Annotated in this window: 21 protein-coding genes; 14 read left to right on the top strand and 7 right to left on the bottom strand. The window is 45.2% G+C overall.

From position 1 onward, the window contains the following. Positions 1-93: 93 nt before the first annotated feature. The 4 genes from lgt (at position 94) to QUA04_RS06560 (ending at position 3,552) form a co-directional block, all read left to right on the top strand. On the top strand, positions 94-987 hold the full coding sequence (lgt, locus tag QUA04_RS06575; RefSeq protein ID WP_333254972.1) for a prolipoprotein diacylglyceryl transferase: 894 nt from the start codon (positions 94-96) through the stop codon (positions 985-987). Positions 988-1,107: 120 nt separating this feature from the next. After that, the gene (gene cobM, locus QUA04_RS06570) at positions 1,108-1,914 is read left to right on the top strand and encodes a precorrin-4 C(11)-methyltransferase (protein ID WP_333254970.1); all 807 of its coding nucleotides are present in this window, start codon (positions 1,108-1,110) and stop codon (positions 1,912-1,914) included. Positions 1,915-2,080: 166 nt separating this feature from the next. Then, on the top strand, positions 2,081-2,920 hold the full coding sequence (locus tag QUA04_RS06565; RefSeq protein ID WP_333254967.1) for a dienelactone hydrolase family protein: 840 nt from the start codon (positions 2,081-2,083) through the stop codon (positions 2,918-2,920). A 149-nt stretch (positions 2,921-3,069) separates the two neighbouring features. Further along, positions 3,070-3,552 (top strand): flavin reductase family protein, encoded by a 483-nt coding sequence (locus QUA04_RS06560; RefSeq protein WP_333046458.1) that lies wholly within the window; start codon positions 3,070-3,072, stop codon positions 3,550-3,552. A 49-nt stretch (positions 3,553-3,601) separates the two neighbouring features. Here the strand turns inward: QUA04_RS06560 and QUA04_RS06555 are convergent, their stop codons facing one another. After that, positions 3,602-4,108 carry a pyroglutamyl-peptidase I family protein gene (locus tag QUA04_RS06555; RefSeq protein WP_333254965.1) on the bottom strand — a complete coding sequence of 169 codons (507 nt, stop codon included), beginning with the start codon at positions 4,106-4,108 and terminating at the stop codon, positions 3,602-3,604. 46 nt (positions 4,109-4,154) lie between these two features. Between QUA04_RS06555 and hisH the strand changes: the two genes are divergently transcribed. The 9 genes from hisH (at position 4,155) to hpsP (ending at position 13,081) form a co-directional block, all read left to right on the top strand. Further along, positions 4,155-4,790: an imidazole glycerol phosphate synthase subunit HisH gene (gene hisH / locus QUA04_RS06550; protein ID WP_333254963.1), complete on the top strand. Its 636-nt coding sequence runs from the start codon at positions 4,155-4,157 to the stop codon at positions 4,788-4,790. A gap of 152 nt (positions 4,791-4,942) precedes the next feature. Next, positions 4,943-5,485, top strand: coding sequence for a 16S rRNA (guanine(966)-N(2))-methyltransferase RsmD (gene rsmD / locus QUA04_RS06545; RefSeq protein WP_333254961.1), 543 nt, complete (start codon positions 4,943-4,945; stop codon positions 5,483-5,485). A gap of 255 nt (positions 5,486-5,740) precedes the next feature. Next, complete coding sequence (gene glmM, locus QUA04_RS06540) at positions 5,741-7,201, top strand: phosphoglucosamine mutase (RefSeq protein ID WP_333254959.1); 1,461 nt, start codon at positions 5,741-5,743, stop codon at positions 7,199-7,201. A gap of 198 nt (positions 7,202-7,399) precedes the next feature. Next, a complete protein-coding gene (locus tag QUA04_RS06535) occupies positions 7,400-9,088 on the top strand; it encodes a glycosyltransferase family 39 protein (RefSeq protein WP_333254958.1) in 1,689 nt (562 codons plus the stop codon). An 18-nt stretch (positions 9,089-9,106) separates the two neighbouring features. Next, the gene (hpsN, locus tag QUA04_RS06530) at positions 9,107-10,081 is read left to right on the top strand and encodes a hormogonium polysaccharide biosynthesis glycosyltransferase HpsN (protein WP_333254956.1); all 975 of its coding nucleotides are present in this window, start codon (positions 9,107-9,109) and stop codon (positions 10,079-10,081) included. A 31-nt stretch (positions 10,082-10,112) separates the two neighbouring features. Further along, on the top strand, positions 10,113-11,282 hold the full coding sequence (hpsO, locus tag QUA04_RS06525) for a hormogonium polysaccharide biosynthesis glycosyltransferase HpsO (protein WP_333254954.1): 1,170 nt from the start codon (positions 10,113-10,115) through the stop codon (positions 11,280-11,282). Positions 11,283-11,325: 43 nt separating this feature from the next. Then, entirely contained in the window at positions 11,326-11,673 is a 348-nt protein-coding gene (locus QUA04_RS06520; RefSeq protein ID WP_333254952.1) for a hypothetical protein, read from the top strand. Continuing rightward, positions 11,670-11,849 carry a hypothetical protein gene (locus tag QUA04_RS06515; RefSeq protein WP_333254950.1) on the top strand — a complete coding sequence of 60 codons (180 nt, stop codon included), beginning with the start codon at positions 11,670-11,672 and terminating at the stop codon, positions 11,847-11,849. Before QUA04_RS06520 ends, QUA04_RS06515 begins: the two co-directional genes overlap by 4 nt. Before the next feature lie 47 nt (positions 11,850-11,896). Beyond that, positions 11,897-13,081, top strand: coding sequence for a hormogonium polysaccharide biosynthesis glycosyltransferase HpsP (gene hpsP, locus QUA04_RS06510; RefSeq protein WP_333254948.1), 1,185 nt, complete (start codon positions 11,897-11,899; stop codon positions 13,079-13,081). Between the two features lie 112 nt (positions 13,082-13,193). Here the strand turns inward: hpsP and QUA04_RS06505 are convergent, their stop codons facing one another. The 5 genes from QUA04_RS06505 to QUA04_RS06485 form a co-directional block, all read right to left on the bottom strand. After that, positions 13,194-15,164, bottom strand: a complete 1,971-nt coding sequence (locus QUA04_RS06505) for a TerD family protein (RefSeq protein ID WP_333254947.1) — start codon at positions 15,162-15,164, stop codon at positions 13,194-13,196. Between the two features lie 153 nt (positions 15,165-15,317). Beyond that, a complete protein-coding gene (locus tag QUA04_RS06500) occupies positions 15,318-15,554 on the bottom strand; it encodes a hypothetical protein (protein WP_333254944.1) in 237 nt (78 codons plus the stop codon). Positions 15,555-15,567: 13 nt separating this feature from the next. Next, on the bottom strand, positions 15,568-16,134 hold the full coding sequence (locus QUA04_RS06495) for a TerD family protein (protein ID WP_333254942.1): 567 nt from the start codon (positions 16,132-16,134) through the stop codon (positions 15,568-15,570). A gap of 227 nt (positions 16,135-16,361) precedes the next feature. Continuing rightward, on the bottom strand, positions 16,362-16,787 hold the full coding sequence (locus QUA04_RS06490; RefSeq protein ID WP_333254939.1) for a DUF4359 domain-containing protein: 426 nt from the start codon (positions 16,785-16,787) through the stop codon (positions 16,362-16,364). Between the two features lie 342 nt (positions 16,788-17,129). Beyond that, complete coding sequence (locus QUA04_RS06485) at positions 17,130-18,095, bottom strand: M48 family metallopeptidase (RefSeq protein ID WP_333254937.1); 966 nt, start codon at positions 18,093-18,095, stop codon at positions 17,130-17,132. A 226-nt stretch (positions 18,096-18,321) separates the two neighbouring features. On the opposite strand from QUA04_RS06485, the gene QUA04_RS06480 reads away from it, so the two are divergent. Beyond that, on the top strand, positions 18,322-18,873 hold the full coding sequence (locus QUA04_RS06480; protein WP_333255065.1) for an acireductone dioxygenase: 552 nt from the start codon (positions 18,322-18,324) through the stop codon (positions 18,871-18,873). A 71-nt stretch (positions 18,874-18,944) separates the two neighbouring features. Here the strand turns inward: QUA04_RS06480 and QUA04_RS06475 are convergent, their stop codons facing one another. Next, entirely contained in the window at positions 18,945-20,564 is a 1,620-nt protein-coding gene (locus tag QUA04_RS06475) for an NAD(P)/FAD-dependent oxidoreductase (RefSeq protein ID WP_333254935.1), read from the bottom strand. Between the last annotated feature and the right edge of the window lie 115 nt (positions 20,565-20,679).

The following is a 20,679-nucleotide window of genomic DNA, read 5'->3' as shown; positions in this document are numbered from 1 at the left end:
CATTTAAATGACGGCAGCCACCTAAAATAAACTCTGTAGTTTGTTCAAGGGTATGCAATCTGACTGCTTTCCACCAAAATTAATGCAACTTTTATGGTGCTAAATATTCTTGCGCTGCCTTTAGGCTTTCAATTTACATCGCCGGGCCCGATTATCTTTCAACTCGGCCCCGTCACCATCCGCTGGTACGGGCTGTTGATAGCTTCTGCCGTCTTGATTGGGGTCAGTCTGTCCCAATACTTGGCCCAAAAACGCCGCGTCAACCCGGAATTGCTGGGCGATTTGGCAATTTGGCTGGTTCTGGGCGCTATTCCCTGTGCTCGAATTTATTACGTGGCTTTCGAGTGGCAGCAATACGCCCAGAGACCTGAAGATATTATTGCGATTTGGAAAGGCGGAATTGCCATTCACGGGGCGATTTTGGGTGGCACGATCGCAGCTTTAATTTTTGCGAAAATTCAGCGAGTTTCTTTTTGGCAATTGGCAGATTTAATCGCGCCTTCGGCAATTCTCGGTCAGGCGATCGGACGCTGGGGAAATTTCTTTAACTCGGAAGCTTTTGGCCGTCCTACGGATTTGCCTTGGAAACTTTATATTCCCCCAAACAGCCGCCCGCCCGCCTACGCTAATTTTGAATACTTCCACCCCACATTTCTCTACGAATCCCTGTGGAATCTGACAGTATTTGGGTTGCTTCTGACTTTATTTTTCCGCGATTTGCAGGGCAAAATTCGCTTGAAAACTGGTGCTTTATTTTTGGTTTATATCGCAGCTTACAGTTCCGGCCGAGTCTGGATTGAAGGGTTGCGGACTGATAGTTTGATGTTCGGGCCGCTGCGGACGGCACAGATGGTAAGCTTGACTGGGATTGTTTTAGGGTTGGGCGGGTTAGCTTGGCTTTATTTGCTCGATCGACCTTTACCCGATGTTGTCTCCCCCAATAGCGATCGGGCAAAGATCACTCCGAAATTGCCAGAGGATCAATAAAAAACCCCAGAGAGGTTAGTCTCTAGGGTTCAAAACCAGGGTGCATCTACCATCCCTTACTTCCAACCAAAATAGGTACATCCGGAAGAGTCCGTAAATTTAGCAAATTTTTTAGCAGCAATGAGTTTGACAGAGATTGAAGCCCTAATTCCAGGGGTATACATTGTAGGTGCAGGCCCGGGAGACCCGGATTTGTTGACTGTTAAGGCTCAAAAATTACTGGCTGCAGCCGATGTCATATTATTTGCTGACTCGCTAGTCCCAGAGCAAATTTTGCAGGGGGTGCGCGCGGATGCTGAAGTGATCCAAACTGCGGATAAGACCCTCGAAGAGATTGTACCTTTGATGGTGGAACGAGTGCGCGAGGGGAAAAGCGTCGTCCGCCTTCATTCCGGCGATCCCTGTCTCTACGGGGCTGTCGGCGAACAAATGCAAGCTTTGGCCTCCGAGGGCATTGCTTTTGAGGTAATCCCGGGAATTAGCGCTTTCCAACTTGCGGCGGCTAAACTTAAAATTGAGTTGACAGTTCCCGGAGTTGTGCAGACAATTATTTTGACGCGAATTAGCGGCAGAACCGAAGTACCCGAACGCGAAGAATTGGCGAGTTTAGCGGCTCATCAAGCGAGTTTGTGCCTGTATTTGAGCGCCCGCCATGTCGAACAGGCTCAAGCTAAATTGATGGAACATTACCCCTCGGATTTACCTGTAGCGATTTGTTATCGGTTGGGCTGGCCCGATGAAAAAATTGTGCTAGTTCCCCTTGACAAAATGGCCGTTGCTACGCGCGAAAATAATTTGATCAGAACGACAATGTATGTGATTAGTCCGGCGTTGGGAAAATCAGCAGAAGGGCGATCGCGCTTGTACCATCCAGAGCACGATCGGCTTTTCCGACCATCGAAGGAAGTTCGGCAACGGATTTTGTAACGGATGTAACGGATGTCAGGAAGAAGAAAGTTCGGCAACGGATTCTGTAACGGATGTAACGGATGTCAGGAAAAAGAAAGAAGGAGCAATTATGAAATAACCAATTACCAATTCCCAATTCTCAATTACCCAATCTAAAATCTAAAATCTAAAATCTAAAATCGCCATGACTGATTTAACTCGCAGACAATTTATCACTGTCACCGCATTAAGCGCCGGATTTGCGTTAGCAGTTCATCCTATTGCGGCTGCCGTTATCAATACCGATGCTGCTGGTTTAGTGGCAGGTGAGGTAAAAATTCCCGTCAAAGACGGCTCAATTCCAGCCTACCGAGCAATGCCAGCCAGCGGCAGCAATTTTCCAGTAATTCTAGTAATTCAAGAAATCTTCGGAGTTCACGCACACATTCAAGATATTTGCCGCCGTTTTGCAAAATTAGGTTATTTGGCGATCGCCCCAGAAATGTTTGCCCGTCAAGGTGATGTTTCTAAAATAACCGACATCCAAGAAATTATTAGTAAAGTTGTCTCGAAAGTTCCTGACGCTCAAGTTATGTCGGATTTAGATGCTACCGTAGAGTGGGCACAAAAGTCAGGAAAAGGCAATACTAATAAGTTGGGAATTACAGGATTTTGCTGGGGTGGCAGAATTGTTTGGCTGTACTCTTCCCACAACCCCAAAGTTAAAGCTGGCGCGGCTTGGTACGGGCGTTTGGTTGGCGATTCTACGGCTTTAACTCCCAAACACCCGATCGACCTTGCAGCAACTTTGAAAGTGCCTGTATTGGGGCTTTACGGCGCCAAAGACGAGTCAATTCCCAACGATACAGTCGAGAAAATGCGGGAAGTTCTCAAAACTGGTAGCAGCGGTTCCGAAATTGTACTTTATCCAGATACACCACACGGTTTTAACGCTGATTATCGTCCCAGTTACCGGGAAAAAGAAGCTGAGGATGCTTGGAAACGGTTGCAAGATTGGTTTAAAAAGCACGGAGTTGCACAATAGTTTTGAGTTATTAATTCTGACTTAAAACTGGTGTCAAGTTTGGGATCGAAAAAGGCAATATTAGCGAATAGCCCTTAAGACAGGTGGGTTTGCGATCCCGATATTGGTAAACTGAGCGGTGTAGAATTATCGATCGAACAGGTAAGCCCGTGCTAGACGAACAAGCTAAAAAGACCATCTTGCGGAAAATCCCTCACGGATTGTACATCTGCGGTGTCAAAGACGGGGAGGAAGTCAACGGTTTCACCGCTAGCTGGGTGATGCAATCTTCCTTTACCCCTCCCTTAGTTGTCAACTGCGTCAAGCAAGACTCCAAATCCCACGGCATGATCAAAGCCAGCGGTGTCTTTGCTTTGAGTTTCCTAGAAGCAGGGCAAAAAGAGCTAGCCCAGAAATTCTTTAAACAGCAGCGCCGCGTTGGCAATAAATTTGAGGATGTAGAATTTTATCCCGGCGCGGAAACTGGTTGTCCGATTATCTCGGATTCTCTGGGTTACATTGAGTGCAAAGTTGTTGGTGCTGTGGAACACGGGGATCACACGGTTTATGTGGGAGAAGTTTTGGCTGCAGGCGTCCACCGAGAAGGCAATCCGTTGCTGCTAGAAAGCACCGGTTGGAATTACGGCGGCTAAAGACTTGGCAGTTGGCAACTGGCAGTTGTCAGTTGTCAGTTGTCAGTTGTTAAGGGAGGCGAGTTAAAATTAATAAAAAATCGGCGACAATCTTGTCGGTGTTTTCATCAGTCAAAATTGGTACGTGTACGAAAATACATTTGCTGCTAAGTTGAGAATCTCCAAGGTGTTTTAAAACCGCATAATATAGGGCTTCGCATACAAATTTTCCGGCTTCGTGACTGATTTCTGTTGCAGCTAAATCAGCGACTAGCGGTTCGAGATTAACGGCTGTTTTCAGTATGTCGCGAGCGCAGCAAGCGCAAGATTCTACGGTTAATTTTTGCCGGCTTTCGGCCATGCCACAGCAGATAATAGTGTCGGGTTGGAGTTGGTTGATTTGGGCGATCGCTAAATTAGGTGCTAGCTGAAAATCTACTGGCAGTTTCCTCAAAAAAATCAGGGAATCAGGCAAAGATTTTCTCTGAGAAATCTTGGCTAATAAGTCGTCCGAAGAGTTGGATTTCTGATGGGGAAGCCAAGTATCAAATGAGGTTAGCAGGATTTTCGCCGTCATATTTGTGCAATAATACTGATATTGATAATATAAGGCAAGTAAGTCAATGTCTGTCATTGCAGTAGTAGACTATGACATGGGCAATCTGCACTCGGTCTGTAAAGGCTTGGAAAATGTGGGTGCAGTGCCAAAAATTACAGATTCTCCTGCTATAATCGAGCAGGCTGATGCGGTGGTTTTGCCGGGAGTGGGTTCGTTTGACCCGGCAATGCAGAATTTACGATCGCGCAATTTGATAGAACCGATAAAAAGTGCGATCGCCTCGGGAAAACCTTTTTTAGGCATTTGTTTGGGTTTGCAAATTCTGTTTGAAAGTTCCGAAGAAGGTGTAGAACCGGGATTGGGCGTTATTGCGGGAAAAGTGCGCCGATTTCGCTCGGAACCGGGTTTGACAATTCCGCACATGGGATGGAATCAATTGCAATTTACTCAGGCGAATTTGTCGTTGTGGGAAAATTTACCGTCTGATCCTTGGGTTTATTTCGTGCATTCTTATTATGTCGATCCTGTTGATTTGGAAGTGCGATCGGCAATTGTGACTCACGGTAGTCAAAACGTGACGGCGGCTATAGCTAAAGACAATCTGATGGCTGTGCAATTTCACCCGGAAAAGTCTTCGAGTACGGGATTGCAAATGCTGTCAAATTTTGTCAGTCTGGTGAGGGAAAAAGTACCTGCTTAGGTGGCATGAGTCTTGAAAAACCCGGTAGATTGCTGAAACCGGGTTTGACATTTGTAAAAGTCTTCTTCCTTCTTCCTTCTTCTTTCTTCCTCACATCCGTTACATCCGTTACATCCGTTACAAAATCCGTTGCCGAACTTCCTTCTTCCTAAATGAGTTTAAGAATCTGTGGCAATCGCCAAATCAAAACCCTGCCGGGACTCGCAACTCGCCCTACACCTTCGCGAGTCAGAGAAGCTTTATTTAATATTTGGCAAGGGACGATCGCAGATTGCAGATGGCTTGACATTTGTACCGGCAGCGGTTCGATGGGTGCAGAAGCTTTGTGTAGGCAAGCCGCGAGTGTCACTGGCATCGAACAGTCGGCGAAAGCTTGTGCGATTATCCGCGAAAACTGGGAGCAAGTAGCAGACTCATCCCAAACATTCCAAATACTGCGAGGAAACGCGACGGCGAAATTGGTGACACTAGCGGGGCAGCAGTTCGATCGCATTTACTTCGATCCGCCCTACGCCAGCGACTTGTACGAACCTGTGTTAAACGCGATCGCCAGCCAAGAAATGCTAGCACCAAACGGCGAAATGGCCGTCGAACACAGCCCGGAGCGATCGACACAACCAATTTCCGGCCTAGAAATTTGCCGCCATAAAATATACGGCAATACAGCATTAACCTTCTATACCCGCAGTTGCTGACAGGCTCAAACAGCAGCAGCGTAACTCCTGGAGGCAGAAAGAAACCGGGTTTCCTGGCGTTGCCGCGCCCGGGACTAAAAGTTTTTCCCCTGGGTACAATACAAATTTTTCCGATGAAGTTAAGCTTTGTGCGTAGGTTGTCAGAGCAAGTTGCCTTAGCAATCGACGAAATAAATGGAGTTTAGGCTGAAAATAAAGCTTTCAGTTGTAACATGAACCCAAAGTGTGAGTGTGAATATTCCTAAAGGAGTGAATATGGTTCAGACACCTTCGCGCCCTCGTGGCAGCGACTTTCAAGCTGCTAACTCGGTACAGCCAGTCAAACGCGATACGATGCTGGTGGGAGATAGCCTCCCCCTCCCCAATACCAAACTCTTCGGCACAGACGGCATTCGCGGGAAAGTTGGAGAATTGCTGAATGCACCCTTAGCCCTGCAAGTGGGCTTCTGGGCTGGACAAGTTCTACGGCAACATTCCTCCAACCTGGGGCCTGTGATTTTGGGGCAAGACAGCAGGAATTCCAGCGATATGCTGGCAATGGCACTGTCAGCGGGTTTGACGGCCGCCGGTTTGGAAGTGTGGAATTTGGGATTGTGTCCCACTCCCTGCGTTGCTTATCTGGCAAGCATTTCGGAGTCGGTCGGCGGAGTGATGATTTCGGCTTCTCACAATCCCCCAGAAGACAACGGCATTAAATTTTTCGACTCAAACGGCTCCAAGCTGTCACAGCAGTTGCAGGAACAAATCGAAGCGGGAATCCGGGGGGCAAAGGTTCCGGTTGCTAGCTTGGCTTGGGGACACCACTACCATCGGTCTGAGTTGGTGAAAGATTATGCCACTTCGCTCTGTGATTCGCTGCAACAGATGAATTTGGAGGGAATGCGGATAGTTTTGGATTTGGCTTGGGGGGCGGCTGCGGGTTTGGGGCCGGCGGTGTTCGCGCAAATGGGGGCGGATGTGATCTGTTTGCACGACTCTCCTGATGGATCTCGCATTAATGTTAACTGCGGTTCTACTCATCTCGAAAGTTTGCAAGCGGCGGTTTTGGAACACAATGCTGATTTGGGATTTGCTTTTGACGGCGATGCCGATCGAGTTTTGGGTGTTGACAACAAAGGTCGAGCGATTGACGGCGATTACATTCTTTATCTGTGGGGTCGGCAGTTGCGCGACTCCGAACAGTTACCGTCCAATTTAATTATTTCTACTGTAATGGCTAACCTCGGCTTCGAGCGAGCTTGGGAAGAATTGGGGGGCAAACTAACTAGAACGAACGTCGGAGATCAGTACGTTCACGCTGAAATGCAGCGCACTGGTGCAATGTTGGGCGGCGAACAGTCGGGACACGTTCTTTGTCCGCATTATGGTGTCAGTGGCGACGGTTTGCTGACAGCTTTGCATTTGGCTTCGCTGGTGCGCCAGTCCGGGCAATCTTTGGCACAATTGGTAAGTGGCAGTTTCCAAACTTATCCGCAGTTGTTGCGAAATATTCGGGTGGACGATCGCGAAAAACGCCTGAAATGGCAGGAGTGCGAGGCAATGCAAAGTGCGATCGAACGTGCTACAACAGCAATGGGCGAACAGGGACGGGTTTTGGTTCGCGCTTCTGGCACTGAACCGCTAATTCGAGTTATGGTGGAAGCTGCCAGCGCCGAATTGGCTAATTTCTGGACTGAAAATTTAGTTTTAGCCGTTCAGCAACACATAGCTATCTGATGGAAATGGGGAATTAATCTGAAGGAAGAAGGAAAAAGGGAGAAGGAAGAAGGAAGAAGGAAGAAGGAAGAAGGAAGAAGCCTCTAGATAAATATAGGGGCTATTGAAACCAATTTTTCATTCTTTATTCCCTGCTGCTTATTCCCTCTGTCCTAAATAACTAAATCCTTCTTTCTTCATTTCCCCATTTCTGATTGTATGAATACCAAATCAATTCAAAATGGGCGGCTGCATCGAATTTCGTTAATTTTTTTAATTGTCGTCATATTAATAACGGGGATATGGTTTCGCTTTACTAATCTGGATCGCAAAGTCTACTCGTTCGACGAATCTATCACCTCGCTGCGAATTTCTGGCTACACCTGGACGGAAATGGTGCAGCAAGATTTTCAAGGCAAAACAATTAGCGTCGCAGATTTGCAGCAGAAATACCAGCAGATAAATCCCGAAAAAACTTGGTGGAATACTGTTAAAGGTTTAGCTACAGAAGAACCCCAACTATCGCCACTGTATTTTATTTTAGCCCGGTTTTGGGTGCAGTTGTTCGGCCCGCAAGTGGCGACGGTCAGAAGTCTTTCAGCTTTGATTAGTTTGTTAGTTTTTCCCAGCATTTATTGGCTGTGCTGGGAATTATTTCGCTCTGCGTCTGTGGGATGGGTGGCTATTACAATCGTTGCTGTTTCACCCTTTCACGTCTTGTACGCGCAAGAGGCAAGACCTTACATGATGTTTGCAGTCCTTGTCTTGCTGTCGAATGCAATTCTGCTGCGGGCGTTAGCGTTAGCGAAGCGATCCGAAGGAAAGCCCGCCCCTACGGGGGCTACGCCAACCAAGAGGATCGCCATACAAAATTCTCCCACCACATCTAAATTGAGCAAGGCTGTTTGGTTTATTTATGCGATCGCCCTGACTTTTGGACTCTATTCTAGTTTATTATTTTTTTTAGTAGTATTCGCCCACGGCATCTATGTAATTATCACAGAAAATTGGCGTTTTGGCAAGACATTAATTGCTTATTTACTAGCTGCATCGGCTGCAATAATTATTTTTGCACCTTGGATTTGGGTATTATTTTATAACGCGCAAAGAATCGAGGCTACAGTAGGCTTACCCCGCATTTACCTGTCTTTCATATCTTCACTTAAACCTTTAATTAGAATCACCTGCCGAATATTTATCGACACGCATTGGGCGGGCGGAATTATCAAATTGGGTGCGAGCAATATGGCTACAGATTTAATCAGACTGATTGTAAGGGTCGTATTGCTGTTAGCTATCGCACATTCACTATACTCACTCTGCCGCTCAACTCCCAAACGAGTTTGGCTGTTTGTATTGACAGCGATCGGAATTACAGCGATAGTATTGATAGCAGTGCGAGGCGTTGCCGATCGCTATATGGTTCCCTATATTTTAGGAATCCAGCTAGCTGTTGCCTATCTATTGACTGCTAAAATTGTATCCGCCACCAATCCCCGACAACAAAAGCTGTGGCAGCTCGGTTTAATAGCGCTAATATCGAGTGGAATAGTTTCTTGTGCCGTCAGCTCACAGTCACAACTTTGGTGGAACAAGTATCCTTCTAGCACTAAATATAATCCACAAGTAGCCGCGATTGTCAATCAAGCGAAAAAACCTTTAGTAATCACTCACGGAGGCAACAACATCACAGGAAAAATACTGTCTGTCAGCTATCTGCTAAAGCCGCAAGTACAGCTTTTGCTGGCAGTTAAACCCGCCCAAGTCAAAATTCCTGATGGTTTTAGCGATGTATTTCTCTACCGACCTACAGAAGCATTGCAATTTGAACTCGAAAAAGTGCAAAAATATAAAATCACACCAATTTACAAACCGGGCGATGTCTGGCTTTGGCGTGTAGAGAAATAATGAAAGTGGCAACTGCAAATGATGATTTCTGTTGTGATACCCACGTACAACCGCGAGCAACCTCTGCGAGAGACATTGGCTGATGTGATTCGGCAAAATTACCAGAATTTTGAAGTGCTGGTAATTGATCAAACTCGCACCCACGAATCAGAAACTCAAGTTTATTTAGAGGAATTGGCAAAGGCTGGCAAAATTCGGTGGTTTAGAGTAGATTGGGCGAGTTTGCCGGCTGCTCGAAATTATGCAGTGCGGCGCGCAGTTGGAGATATTATTTTATTTATTGATGATGATGTACAATTGCCAGATGGTTTTTTGGCGGCTCACGCTGACAACTATTTAGAAAAACCCGATGTGGGAGGTGTGGCGGGCAGGGTTTTTGACAGAATGAAACTGGATAATTCAGGAGGCGATTTGGCGATCGAATATTTGCCCTTAGAAGCGATGGATGCGGGCATTGCCTGGTATTTTATCGATTTGGTACATACAGTAAAACCGCAGCAGGTGCTCTCGGCTAGAGGCTGTAATATGTCATTTCGCCGGCAGGTTTTTGCCGAATGGGGGCTGAGGTTTGATGAGCGGTTTGCAGGGAGTGCGGTGCGGGAGGAGTCGGATTTTTGTTTGAGATTGCGATCGACTGGCATGAAAATTTGGTACGATCCCAATGCGTGTTTAGTTCACTTGGGGGAAGAGAGCGGGGGCTGTCACGATGTCAGCACGCGATCGATCGAGTATCAAGTCACATTTTATCACAACCATTTCCTCATGGGATTGAAAAATTTAACAGCCTTTCAATGCCTGCGATTTTTTGCCAAACTCTTTGACTGCCACGTTTTGGGAAATCCGCCTTGTTATAAAAGCGCCTCGCCCATTAAAATCCTAACTAGATTTGCTTTTTATATCCTGGGTTTTATCAGTGCTATAAACACACTAATTCAATCTCTGTGGAATGATGGACAAAGTTATAGCCATCAAGACAAGATTAACGCTCAATAATTACCTATTCCCCATTCGCCCTTCCCAATAAATGAGAATTCTCGTGGCTAGTCACACCTATATTGTGGACATTAATCGGGAAAAATTCAAGATATTAGCCAACCTAGAACCCGATATTGAAGTAACAGTTGTAGTGCCGCAGCGTTGGAAGCCCGGAGGCGTACAAAATAAAATTATAGAAACGCAATTTTATCAAAAAGACTCATTTACAGTAGTTCCCGTCTCCAACTTTAGTCAAAACAATCAAGGATTGCTAACATTTGGCACACATTTAATTGAACTTTTGCAAAAAATTAAACCCCAAATAATTCAAGTTGAACAAGGTTCAAAATCTCTCGCTTGCGCTCAGTTAATTTTACTAAATAAACTGCTAAAACTGCAAGCAAAAAATATATTATTTACTTGGTGGAATCTGCCTTATCAATTGAATTGGCCAGTTTCAGTCTTAGAAAATTACAATCTTCAGCACACCGACGGAATTATTGCAGGCAACCTAGATGGAGCTAAAATTTTGCGGCAGCGGGGCTATCAACGTGCGGTAAAAGTAATGCCACAACTCGGAGTAGATGAAACTTTGTTTCGCCGCACGGGTAAAGACGCTGATTTATCCCGCAGGTTCGGCATTGAACCGACCGATTTTGTGGTAGGATTTGTAGGGCGATTTGTCGAAGAAAAAGGATTATTGACTTTAGCTGAAGCCTTGGGAGGGTTGAAAAAAAGCTCTTGGAAGTGGCTGTTAGTAGGACAAGGAAAATTGCGGACGTACCTGGCCGAAAAATGTATTGAATGGGGAATCAGCGACCGAATAATCTGGGTAGAAAGCGTTTCCCACGAAGAAATTCCCCCCTACATTAACTTAATGAACTGTTTGGTATTGCCCTCGCAAACCAGCTATAAATTCAAAACTTTGACTACTGTGGGCTGGAAAGAACAATTCGGTCACGTTTTAATTGAAGCGATGGCTTGTAAAATTCCGGTTATTGGTTCCGACTGCGGGGAAATTCCCCACGTCATCGGCGATGCGGGGTTAGTATTCCCCGAGGGAAATGCAGGGGTTTTGCGAGAGTGTTTGCAGAAATTGATGGAGCGGCAGGAGTTGGCGGCCGATTTGGGCGATCGGGGTTATCAGAGAGCGATGAGCAATTATACCAATCAAGCTTTAGCTGAGCAGTTGTTGGAATTTTACAAAGAATTGTTGTAACTTTTAGCAGTATAATACAAGTGTTAAATAAAAGCTGTAGTAAATGTCTATTCCTTCCGACATACGCTCTTTGGTTGACGAACTCTACCAGGTACTACACGAAACCGAACGCCAAGCAACGCAGGGACTTTTTGCACTTAGAACAGCAATGTCTCTTTTTCCAGAAAATGAAATACTGATGCAATACTTTTCTTCTATCAGTAATTTTCAATTCTGCGTATCAGGTGTTCGCTTACAAGCAGAGCACATTGTGGGCAATGTATTGATGGCTGGTGTGCCCGATGAAGATGTTCAAAAAGCAGGAGATTATTTAGCAGCATTGCTACGTATGGCTCCTGAAGCGAGAATTATGATAGACAAAGTAATTGAGAGATTAGAAGCATTACCATGAAACAATTACCAGATGAAAGCCAACTCCTGGAAATTCTTGAAATTGTGAAAGCTGCGGAAGCCAAAGCCAGTGAAATGTATGAATTTTCCAAGACAATGGCTCACAATACCCAAATTACAGCCACAAAGAGAGAGGAAGCGGAGCAGCTAGACGGGCTGCCTTTTCCAGATAATTAAATTTGTCATGGGAGATGTTGATATTTTGATTGAAAGAACTATCCCCCATGCGAATTCTCCAAATTATCCCCTCAATTTCCTTGGTCTACGGCGGGCCGAGTCAAATGGTACTCGGACTTTCTGGCGCCCTCGCGGCCAAAAACATTGATGTGACGATTATCACCACAGATTCTAACGGAGATCTCGGTCAACTTCCCTTAGATGTTCCTCTAAATCAACCAATACAACAAAACGGCTATCAGATTATTTATTTCCGCTGTTATCCCTGGCGCAGATATAAGTTTTCACTCTCGTTATTGCAGTGGTTAAATGAAAATACGCAACAATTTGACCTGGCTCACATTCACGCTCTTTTCTCGCCAGTAACTACCCTCGCCGCTACAATTGCTAGATATCACAAGTTGCCATATATTATGCGTCCCTGCGGTATGCTTGACCCCGCCGACTTGCAGAAAAAAAAGCGCTTGAAACAGATTTATGCCATGCTTTTAGAACGCCCTAATTTAGCAGGGGCAGCCGCAATTCATTTCACAAGTAAACAAGAAGCTAAAATCTCAGAAAGATTTGGTTTGAACTGCACAGCCAAGATGCCTGTGTCACGGGATTTGGTGATTCCATTGGGGGTGACAGCAGGTTTGTTTCCTAAGAGGTTGCGAGAATCTCAAGTGCCAATCATCTTATTTATGTCGCGAATTGAACCTAAAAAAGGGCTTGATTTGCTAATTCCAGCATTAAAAAGTATTTTGGCATCGGGCATAGAGTTTCACTTTATTTTAGCGGGTTCAAATCCCCAAGATGCTGATTATGAAACACAAATTAAAGTAAAAATTCAGAATTCAAGCTTAGCAAAATACACAACCATAACTGGCTTTGTGAGCGGTGACTTAAAAGTTGAATTATTGACAAAAGCCGACTTATTTGTATTGCCTTCTTATTACGAAAACTTTGGCATTGCTGTAGCAGAAGCAATGGCCGCCGGTGTACCTGTCGCCATTTCCGATCGCATACATATTGCTGAAGACATACAGCAAGCAGAAGCTGGTTGGGTGGGGCCTTTGGAAGTAGGGGCGATCGCCAATTCAATCAAATCAGCACTTCTCAATCCCGAAGAGCGCCAACGGCGGGGATTGAACGGCCAAGAGTATGCCAAAAAGCATTATAACTGGGAGGCGATCGCCCAGCAAACCATCGATGCTTACCAGCAGATTTTGTCATCTATAGCAGAAATTTGATGGAAGTCGGAAGAAGGAAGAAGAAAGGAGCAATAAAATCAATCGTTTCAGCCGCCATTAAGAACGTCCTAACCGTCTTGGCGGTTGCTATATTGACTAATGCGACTGGGGTTTATCTTTTACTTCTTCTCCTGCTGCGAGTTCTTGTACTGCTGCTATCAGAATTTGCAGGCGAGATTTTTTCAACGCTGCTACTGCTTTTAACAGCAGTAGACTCAGAGTTTGAGGTAGCAGTCGCGGATTTTCTTCTAATTATAATCGGAACATTAAGAGAGCCCCCGCAGGGTCGGCCGAAGGAATCTATCTTCCTTCGATAATCGCAGATTGCAGCCTCTGCACTCGGTTCTTGACAATCATTAATAAAGCTTTGTGCTAATTTGTAATTATTTCCGTCTCCCTGCTTCAAGAAAAGTTCTCCCGCTTGTTGAAAGTCTGCTACTGCTTGCGATTTGGTTCCCAACATACAGCGAATAGCACCTCGTTCCAAATAAGCCAAACCATAATCAGGATTAACGCGAATAGCTTGTTCATAATCCCCGATCGCCTTTTGTTTGTTTCCCAATTCATAGTATACTTGACCGCGACCGAAATAAGCCTCTGCCAAGTTAGGATTAAATTGCAGCGCTCGATCGTAATTGTAAATTGCCTGCTGCTTGTTTCCCTGTTTTGAAGTAGCAATTCCCAATCCGAGGTAAGCTTGAGGTATGTTCGGATTCAGCGTTAAAGCCTGAGTAAAATTGGCGATCGCCCCCGGAACATCTCCATTTAGAACTTTTAAAGAACCTTGATTGCTAAAATTTGCAGCTTTTTGAGTGATCGCCACTCTTTGACTGATAACCGCGTGATTGGCCCGGTAATTAGATAACTTATTGTGAGCTAGATTATAAACAGGTGTACGTGAATCTATCGCTTCTAAAAGTGCGATCGCCTGTTGCCATTTACTTTGCGACTGCTGCCAAACTTCCATCGGATGAGGCGGTTTTTGCACAACCACAGCAGCTTCCATAGCCAATTTTTGAGCCGTTGCTAGACTTTCTGCCGCCTGTAAGTTTTGCGCTACTGGAACCAAATTCGGGCGCAGTTGCAGCAAATCTGCTCTAGCTTGCTGATACCCAAAGCCGGGGAGGTTAGGAATTTTCTCTAAATTGGCGATCGTTTCTTTAAGTCGTCGATCAAAACTTCTGAGCAGATTTACATCGGTGACTTTCCCTGCATTCTGCGTTTCAACTGCCAGTATGTTCGCTTGCTTCAGCGTTTCATTTCCAGATCGCATTAAGGCGATCGCTCCTGCACCTGTCCCCAAAACCAAAACCCCTAAACTTGCCGCTATAGCTAGCGGTATTTTGCGACTTCCCGAATTAACTTGATTGTTAATTGGCGATCGCCCCCGGCTTCCCGTCTCGCCGGAAGGTTCCGGTTCTGAATCCACGTCCAACTCCCAAGCCGGCAACTGCAAATCATCTGGTGCTGTTTCTGGTGTCAAATCCCTACTAATGGGAGCAATATTATTGCTATTTCCGCTGTAATACTTGTCAACAAAACTCTGCAATCCTGCCTGATATCCTTCTCCTACCGCCTGAAATCTCCACTCTCCATTCTTTCTATACAAACGACCAAACTCTACAGCAGTCTCTCGCCAAAAATTCTCTTTTAATTCATAGCGAACCAGTTCGCTTCCCGTATCCAAATTTGTAATTTTGATAAAAGCATTTTTGATATTGCTAAAATTTGCCTTTATTTTATCTGCTTCGTGAATAGTGACCGCAAAAGTTATTTCCTCAATTTCAGGATGAATTTTCTCTAAAATTACGCCGTAAATAGTCTTATTCTGTTGACCTCGGTTGTTTTTTTCAGGAATCGATTGCAGCACCGAACCATCACCGGATTGCAGATTATTGTAAAAGATCAAATATTTATCGTTAGGTACTTTGCCATCAGCACCTAGCATAAAAGCAGAGACATCTATCTCGTAGCTTTGTCCTGCCTCTGTCGCCTGCCAACCGAGGGCGATCGCGATTTTTTTCAAACCGGGCGCTTCTTTAGAGATATTAAATCTCTCACCCTTACTTAATTGCATTGCCATCTGTTTATTTGTTAAATATAAAAATTTATACTACTCATCTTAAGGTTAAGTGGCACAAGAAGTTCTTTAATTAATGAAATTTAACAGAGTTTCTCTAATCGCAGGCTTGATTAAAAATATCTGGTGTCTGTATCTGAATTTATTGAAATTTACTTAGAGAGAATTACCTAAGTGAAAACCCGGCTTGCTGTCAAAACCGATTTCTACAATTGAACTTAATTTGACATGGGTTTGGAGCATTTTCAAAACTAGGTAGCAAGTTAACAAAGTTACCAAATGCTCCAGACGAGACTGTTCCGCTTCCGGTTCTGACTCCACCTCCAACTCCCCAGCCGGGAACTGCAAAATCATCTGCTGTTCCCGCTGCCAAGTCGTGAGTAATGGGAGCAATCTTATTATTATTTTAGCTGCAATACTTGTCAACAAAACTCTGCAATCCTGCCTGATATCCTGCTCCTACTGCCTGAAATCTCCACTCTCCCTTCTTTCTATACAAACGACCAAATTCTACAGCAGTCTCTAGCGAAAATTTCTCTTTTAATTCATACCGAACAAGTTCGTTTTCTGTATCTAAATTGTAAATTTTGATAAAAGCATTTTTTATATTGCTAAAATTTCCATTAATCTTTTCTGCTTCGTGAATAGTGACAACAAAAGTTATTTCCTCAATTTCAGGATTAACTCTTTTTAAGATAACGCCGTAAATCGTTTTATTCTCTTGACTTCTGTTGTTTTTATCTCGAATCACTTGCAGTACCGAACTGTCACCGGATTGCAGATTATTGTAAAATATCAAATATTTATCGTTAGGTATTTTGCCATCAGCACCTAGCATAAAGGCAGAGACATCAATCTCGTAGCTTTGTCCTGCCTCTGTCACCTGCCAACCTAGGGCGATCGCCATTTTTTTTAAACCGGGGGCTTCTTTAGAGATATTAAATCTCTCACCCTTACTTAATTGCATTGCCATCTGCTTATTTGTTAAACATAAAACTTTATAGTGTTCATGTTAATATTAAGTTGCCCAACAACTTTTCTTCTTTAAGAAAACTTAATACTTTGCTTCTAATAGCGAGCTTGACTAAAAATAAGTGCTGCTGCTCTCCGAATTTATTGAGATTTGCTGAGAGAGAATTACCTAAGCAAAAACCGGGCTTTCTACAAAACCCGGTTTCTACAATTGAACTTAATTTGACTCTACTTTTGAGCATTTTCAGAACTAGGTGGCAACGTCACGAAATTCCCAAAAGCTCCAACCGTTTGATAGCTTTTTTTGCCCAGTTCAGTTGTATAAATGCTGACAACACCTAAATTTTGACGCTGCGTTGTATTGTCGAGCAAGCTTTCGATCGAGTTCCGCTGCGAAGTCAGCAAATTCTTGCAACTGCCGATCAAAGTATCTGTAATACCGCTCAAAGCTTTCGGAACGCGAGAATCTTTGCACACAGTGCTTTCCAACTCGGTTTGGAGTACGCCGGAAGCATAAGTTAGGTATTTGTCTCTCCCAGGATTTGTAAATGCCATGCCGGCGGCCAGAAGAGTCATCGCGATCGCGACTTTTCCCACATTGCCGAAAAAATTAGAAGTTGGCTTGTTAGTATTCATTGCGTTATCAATATTCATTTTTTTTAGCCCCGTTGATTTATAAGCTTCTCTTGATTTAAACTACACCTCTTTAGAAACAGATTTCCGAAAGGAGGGGACAGTTTTTAGATTGGAGGCCCGTTGCGAGTAAGTCTCTCACTGGTTTACCTTTCTTTTACGTTTCCCCCTCCCTCAAATCCGGTAAATCTTCAACAAAACATTTAGCTGGTTTTTTCCCTGGTTCCTAGGCTCTGCCTGGGAACCGAGATCCAGAGGCTCTGCCTCGCTAATCCTCGCTTTAGAAGAGGCAGAGCCTCCGGATCTGCATCCCCAGGCAGAGCGTGGGGACGAACGAGGAGCCTGGAAACGAGGAATTTAAACTTAGTTTCGCTTTGATTTTTGCCGATCGATCTCCCGCTGTAACTCTTCAATCTGACGGCGCAAAGCTTCGGTCTCACTGTTAGGCGTTTGCGACTTCACATCAACCGCACCCTCAGCTACAGCCCGCTTGTAGTTCCCCAGCTTAATTTGGCGGTATTCCTCGGAACTTGCCCAGTCTCGCAAATACCTCAGCCGTTCCACCGGGAAAGGGTGACTCAGCATCACGCCCTGACCGCCGTTGTAAAGTAAAAATTTATACACTTGGTTGAGATTGTCTCGATCGAGCTCTTGATAGTTGTCAGACTGGCGGATAAATTCTTGCAAACTGCATTGGTCAGCATATTTACTGCTAACTCCCGCAAGTTTCATCATCGTCTTCATCACACTGTTCAAGTCATCCGTCACCAACAAAGCCGCCCGGTCTGCCGACAATTCAGCCTTGCGACGCCACTCGTAAAAAGCGAAAATTAAACCGCTACCGACCATATTTCCCAGCCCGAAAGTCATCTCGCCAATTGTCGAGGCAACGCTCATCGCCCAGGTAGCCATTTGATTTAAAGTTGGATGGCCGCATTTAATGTGTCCCAACTCGTGAGCCAAGACTACCCGCAGTTCCGCCTCGTCCAACAAGTCTAAAAGACCTGTGTTTAATACTACATAAGGTTGGTTCTTTCCCAGGGCATAGCTGTTAACTGAGGGATCCTGAGAAACAAACAAACCCGGTTCTGGAAAAACATCTAAAGCCTGCACGCACTCCCGAAATATATGATAAATGCTGGCATATTGGCGTGGCCCGACTTGAATGCTATTTCCCATTAAGTAAACGAATTGCGGTCGTTCGTAGACAAATTCTACAAATTTGCTGGCAATTAAGTCAAATCCAGGCACGCTCCGCAATGCTGCCTCGGCTTGGCGATCAAGGGGATGCTGAAATGCTTCGCTAGAAATTCCAGTATAAGTAGGCATAGTTGTTGCAAAAGTTACATTTAAGAAATCAGTATTGCCATCGCTGCTGGTGCTAGCTGGCGCCTGACTTATCAATATTATCGCGACAAATATTCAACTGTTGTGGAACAGGTCGGAAAGCCTGTTCAAATTAGCGTTAAAATTGTGGTTCTGGTACAGGCGCGATCGACAAACATCTTTCACAGTGCCTGTGTATCGCCTCACCCAAAAATTGGAACGTGCAAAAATGGCTATCCTGCGACTCGAAAACGGTACAACCTACACTCAACAGAGCGACATTACCCGAGAACTCGCTTCCTTAAACATTCAACTCAACCGCTGGCCCGTGGGTGACAGCGCTGAAATTCAAAATTTGTTAGCTAAAGATGCTCTTGACGACAATCAAAAAGAGCAAGTGCTGCAAGCCCTCGACAGTTACTTTCAACAGTTGTCGGAAAGTGCAGGCTATCAGGATCGCGACTTAATCGTACTGCATCCAGACATTCCCAACCTCGACACCATGCTGTCGAAATTCAACAAGTGCCACATCCACACCGATGATGAAGTCCGCTATATCGTAGCAGGCGAGGGCATTTTTGGCTTCGTGCGGCCTGACGGCAGCCAAGTCGAACTCACAGTGCAGCCGGAAGAATTTATCAACGTGCCGGCGAATACAGAACATTGGTTTTATTTGACAGCAGCCCGGAAAATTAAAGCGGTGCGCTATTTTATCACCAAAGAAGGCTGGACGCCGGAGTATACCGATACGGAAATTCGATCGCGTTTAGCTGCTGTTTGAACAGAGTTGGCTGTTGACAGTTGACAGTTGACGGCAATCTTCAAATCATCTAAAAATCCTCAAATCCAGCCTCAAATTTTGTGGTTTGAAGATTGCAAAATACTCAAAGCAACCGCCTCCGCCACCTTAATCCCATCAATCCCCGCCGACAGGATTCCACCCGCATATCCTGCACCTTCCCCAGCAGGATAAAGGCCTTCTGTATTCAAACTCTGATAATCTTCCTTGCGTTTAATCCGAATTGGTGAAGAAGTGCGCGTTTCCACCCCAGTCAAAACCGCATCATCCATCGCAAATCCTTTAATCTGTTTGTCAAAAGCCGGAAGTGCTTCGCGGATAGCTGCGATCGCATAATCTGGCAAACTTTCGCTCAAATCAGTCATCACCACTCCCGGCGTATAAGACGGCTGTACACTGCCTAGCGCCGTGGAAGGGCGATTTGCCAAAAAATCACCCACAAGCTGCCCAGGGGCGTTGTAAGTGCCACCTCCTAACTCAAATGCCCGTTCTTCTAGGCGACGTTGAAACTCAATTCCTGCTAACGGATGACCGGGATAATCCTCCGGCGTGATACCCACCACAATCCCGCTGTTAGCATTGCGTTCATTGCGAGAATATTGACTCATCCCATTAGTGACAAGTCGCCCCGGTTCTGATGCAGCCGCCACTACCAAACCACCGGGACACATACAGAAACTATATACAGAACGACCGTTTTGGCAATGGTGAACCAGTTTGTAATCGGCGGCGCCCAAAAGCTTATGGCCTGCCCGATCGCCAAAACGACAGCGATCTATCGTAGTCTGCGGATGTTCCACCCGAAAACCAATGGAAAAAGGTTTAGCCTCGATGTAAACCCCCCGCGAAAACAACATTTCAAAAGTATCGCGGGCGCTGTGCCCCACCGCCAGAACTATATAATTACTAGCAATATATTCTCCACTGGCGAGGGTAAGTCCCTGCACTTTTCCATTTTCGATGTGGATATCTTCCACACGACTTTGAAACCGAATTTCTCCGCCTAATGATTCTATTTGGGCGCGAAGACTTTGGACAATTCCCACCAGTTTGAAGGTGCCAATATGCGGTTTGTTAATATATAAAATTTCCGGTGAAGCTCCCGCATTCACAAGTTCCGTCAGCACCTTCCGCCCATAATGCTGAGGATCTTTAACTTGGCTGTAGAGTTTGCCATCGGAAAAAGTACCGGCACCACCTTCGCCAAACTGGGCGTTAGATTCTGGGTTGAATTCTGCTTTTTTCTTCCAAAATCCAAACGTGTCAACCGTGCGATCGCGCACTGCTTTTCCGCGTTCTAAAAGGATGGGGCGAAACCCCATTTGTGCCAGCATCAGACCTGCAAACATACCGCACGGCCCTGTACCAATCACAATGGGGCGAATCGTCAAATTGTTGGGGGCTTGCGCTACATAGCGATAACTCGTGTCTGGTGTCACCATTACATGAGGATCTTTTTTGAAGCGTTGGAGAAGTTGCTTTTCCTGTGTCGTCTCTACATCCACAATATAGACAAGGAGGATTTCTGCTTTTTTACGAGCATCATAGCTGCGCTTGAAGATGGAATAGCTGAGCAATTCTTCGGGGGGAATTTGCAGCTTTTTGATAATGGCACTGGCGATCGCATCTTCAGGATGATCGAGGGGGAGTTTTATTTCGGTTATTCGTAACATATAGTGGAAGGAAGAAAGAAGAAGGAAGAAGGAAGAAGGAAGAATAAAAATCCCGAACAGAAGTATTATAACTATTTAACCGGACATCCTATGGGCGATCGTCCTCGGTCGAGCA

The organism is Microcoleus sp. S13_C5, from assembly GCF_036700845.1.
In the GTDB taxonomy this organism is placed as follows: Bacteria; Cyanobacteriota; Cyanobacteriia; order Cyanobacteriales; family Microcoleaceae; genus Microcoleus.
The sequence above is the reverse complement of the archived record's forward strand: the minus strand, read 5'-3'. Positions and strand labels throughout refer to the sequence as shown.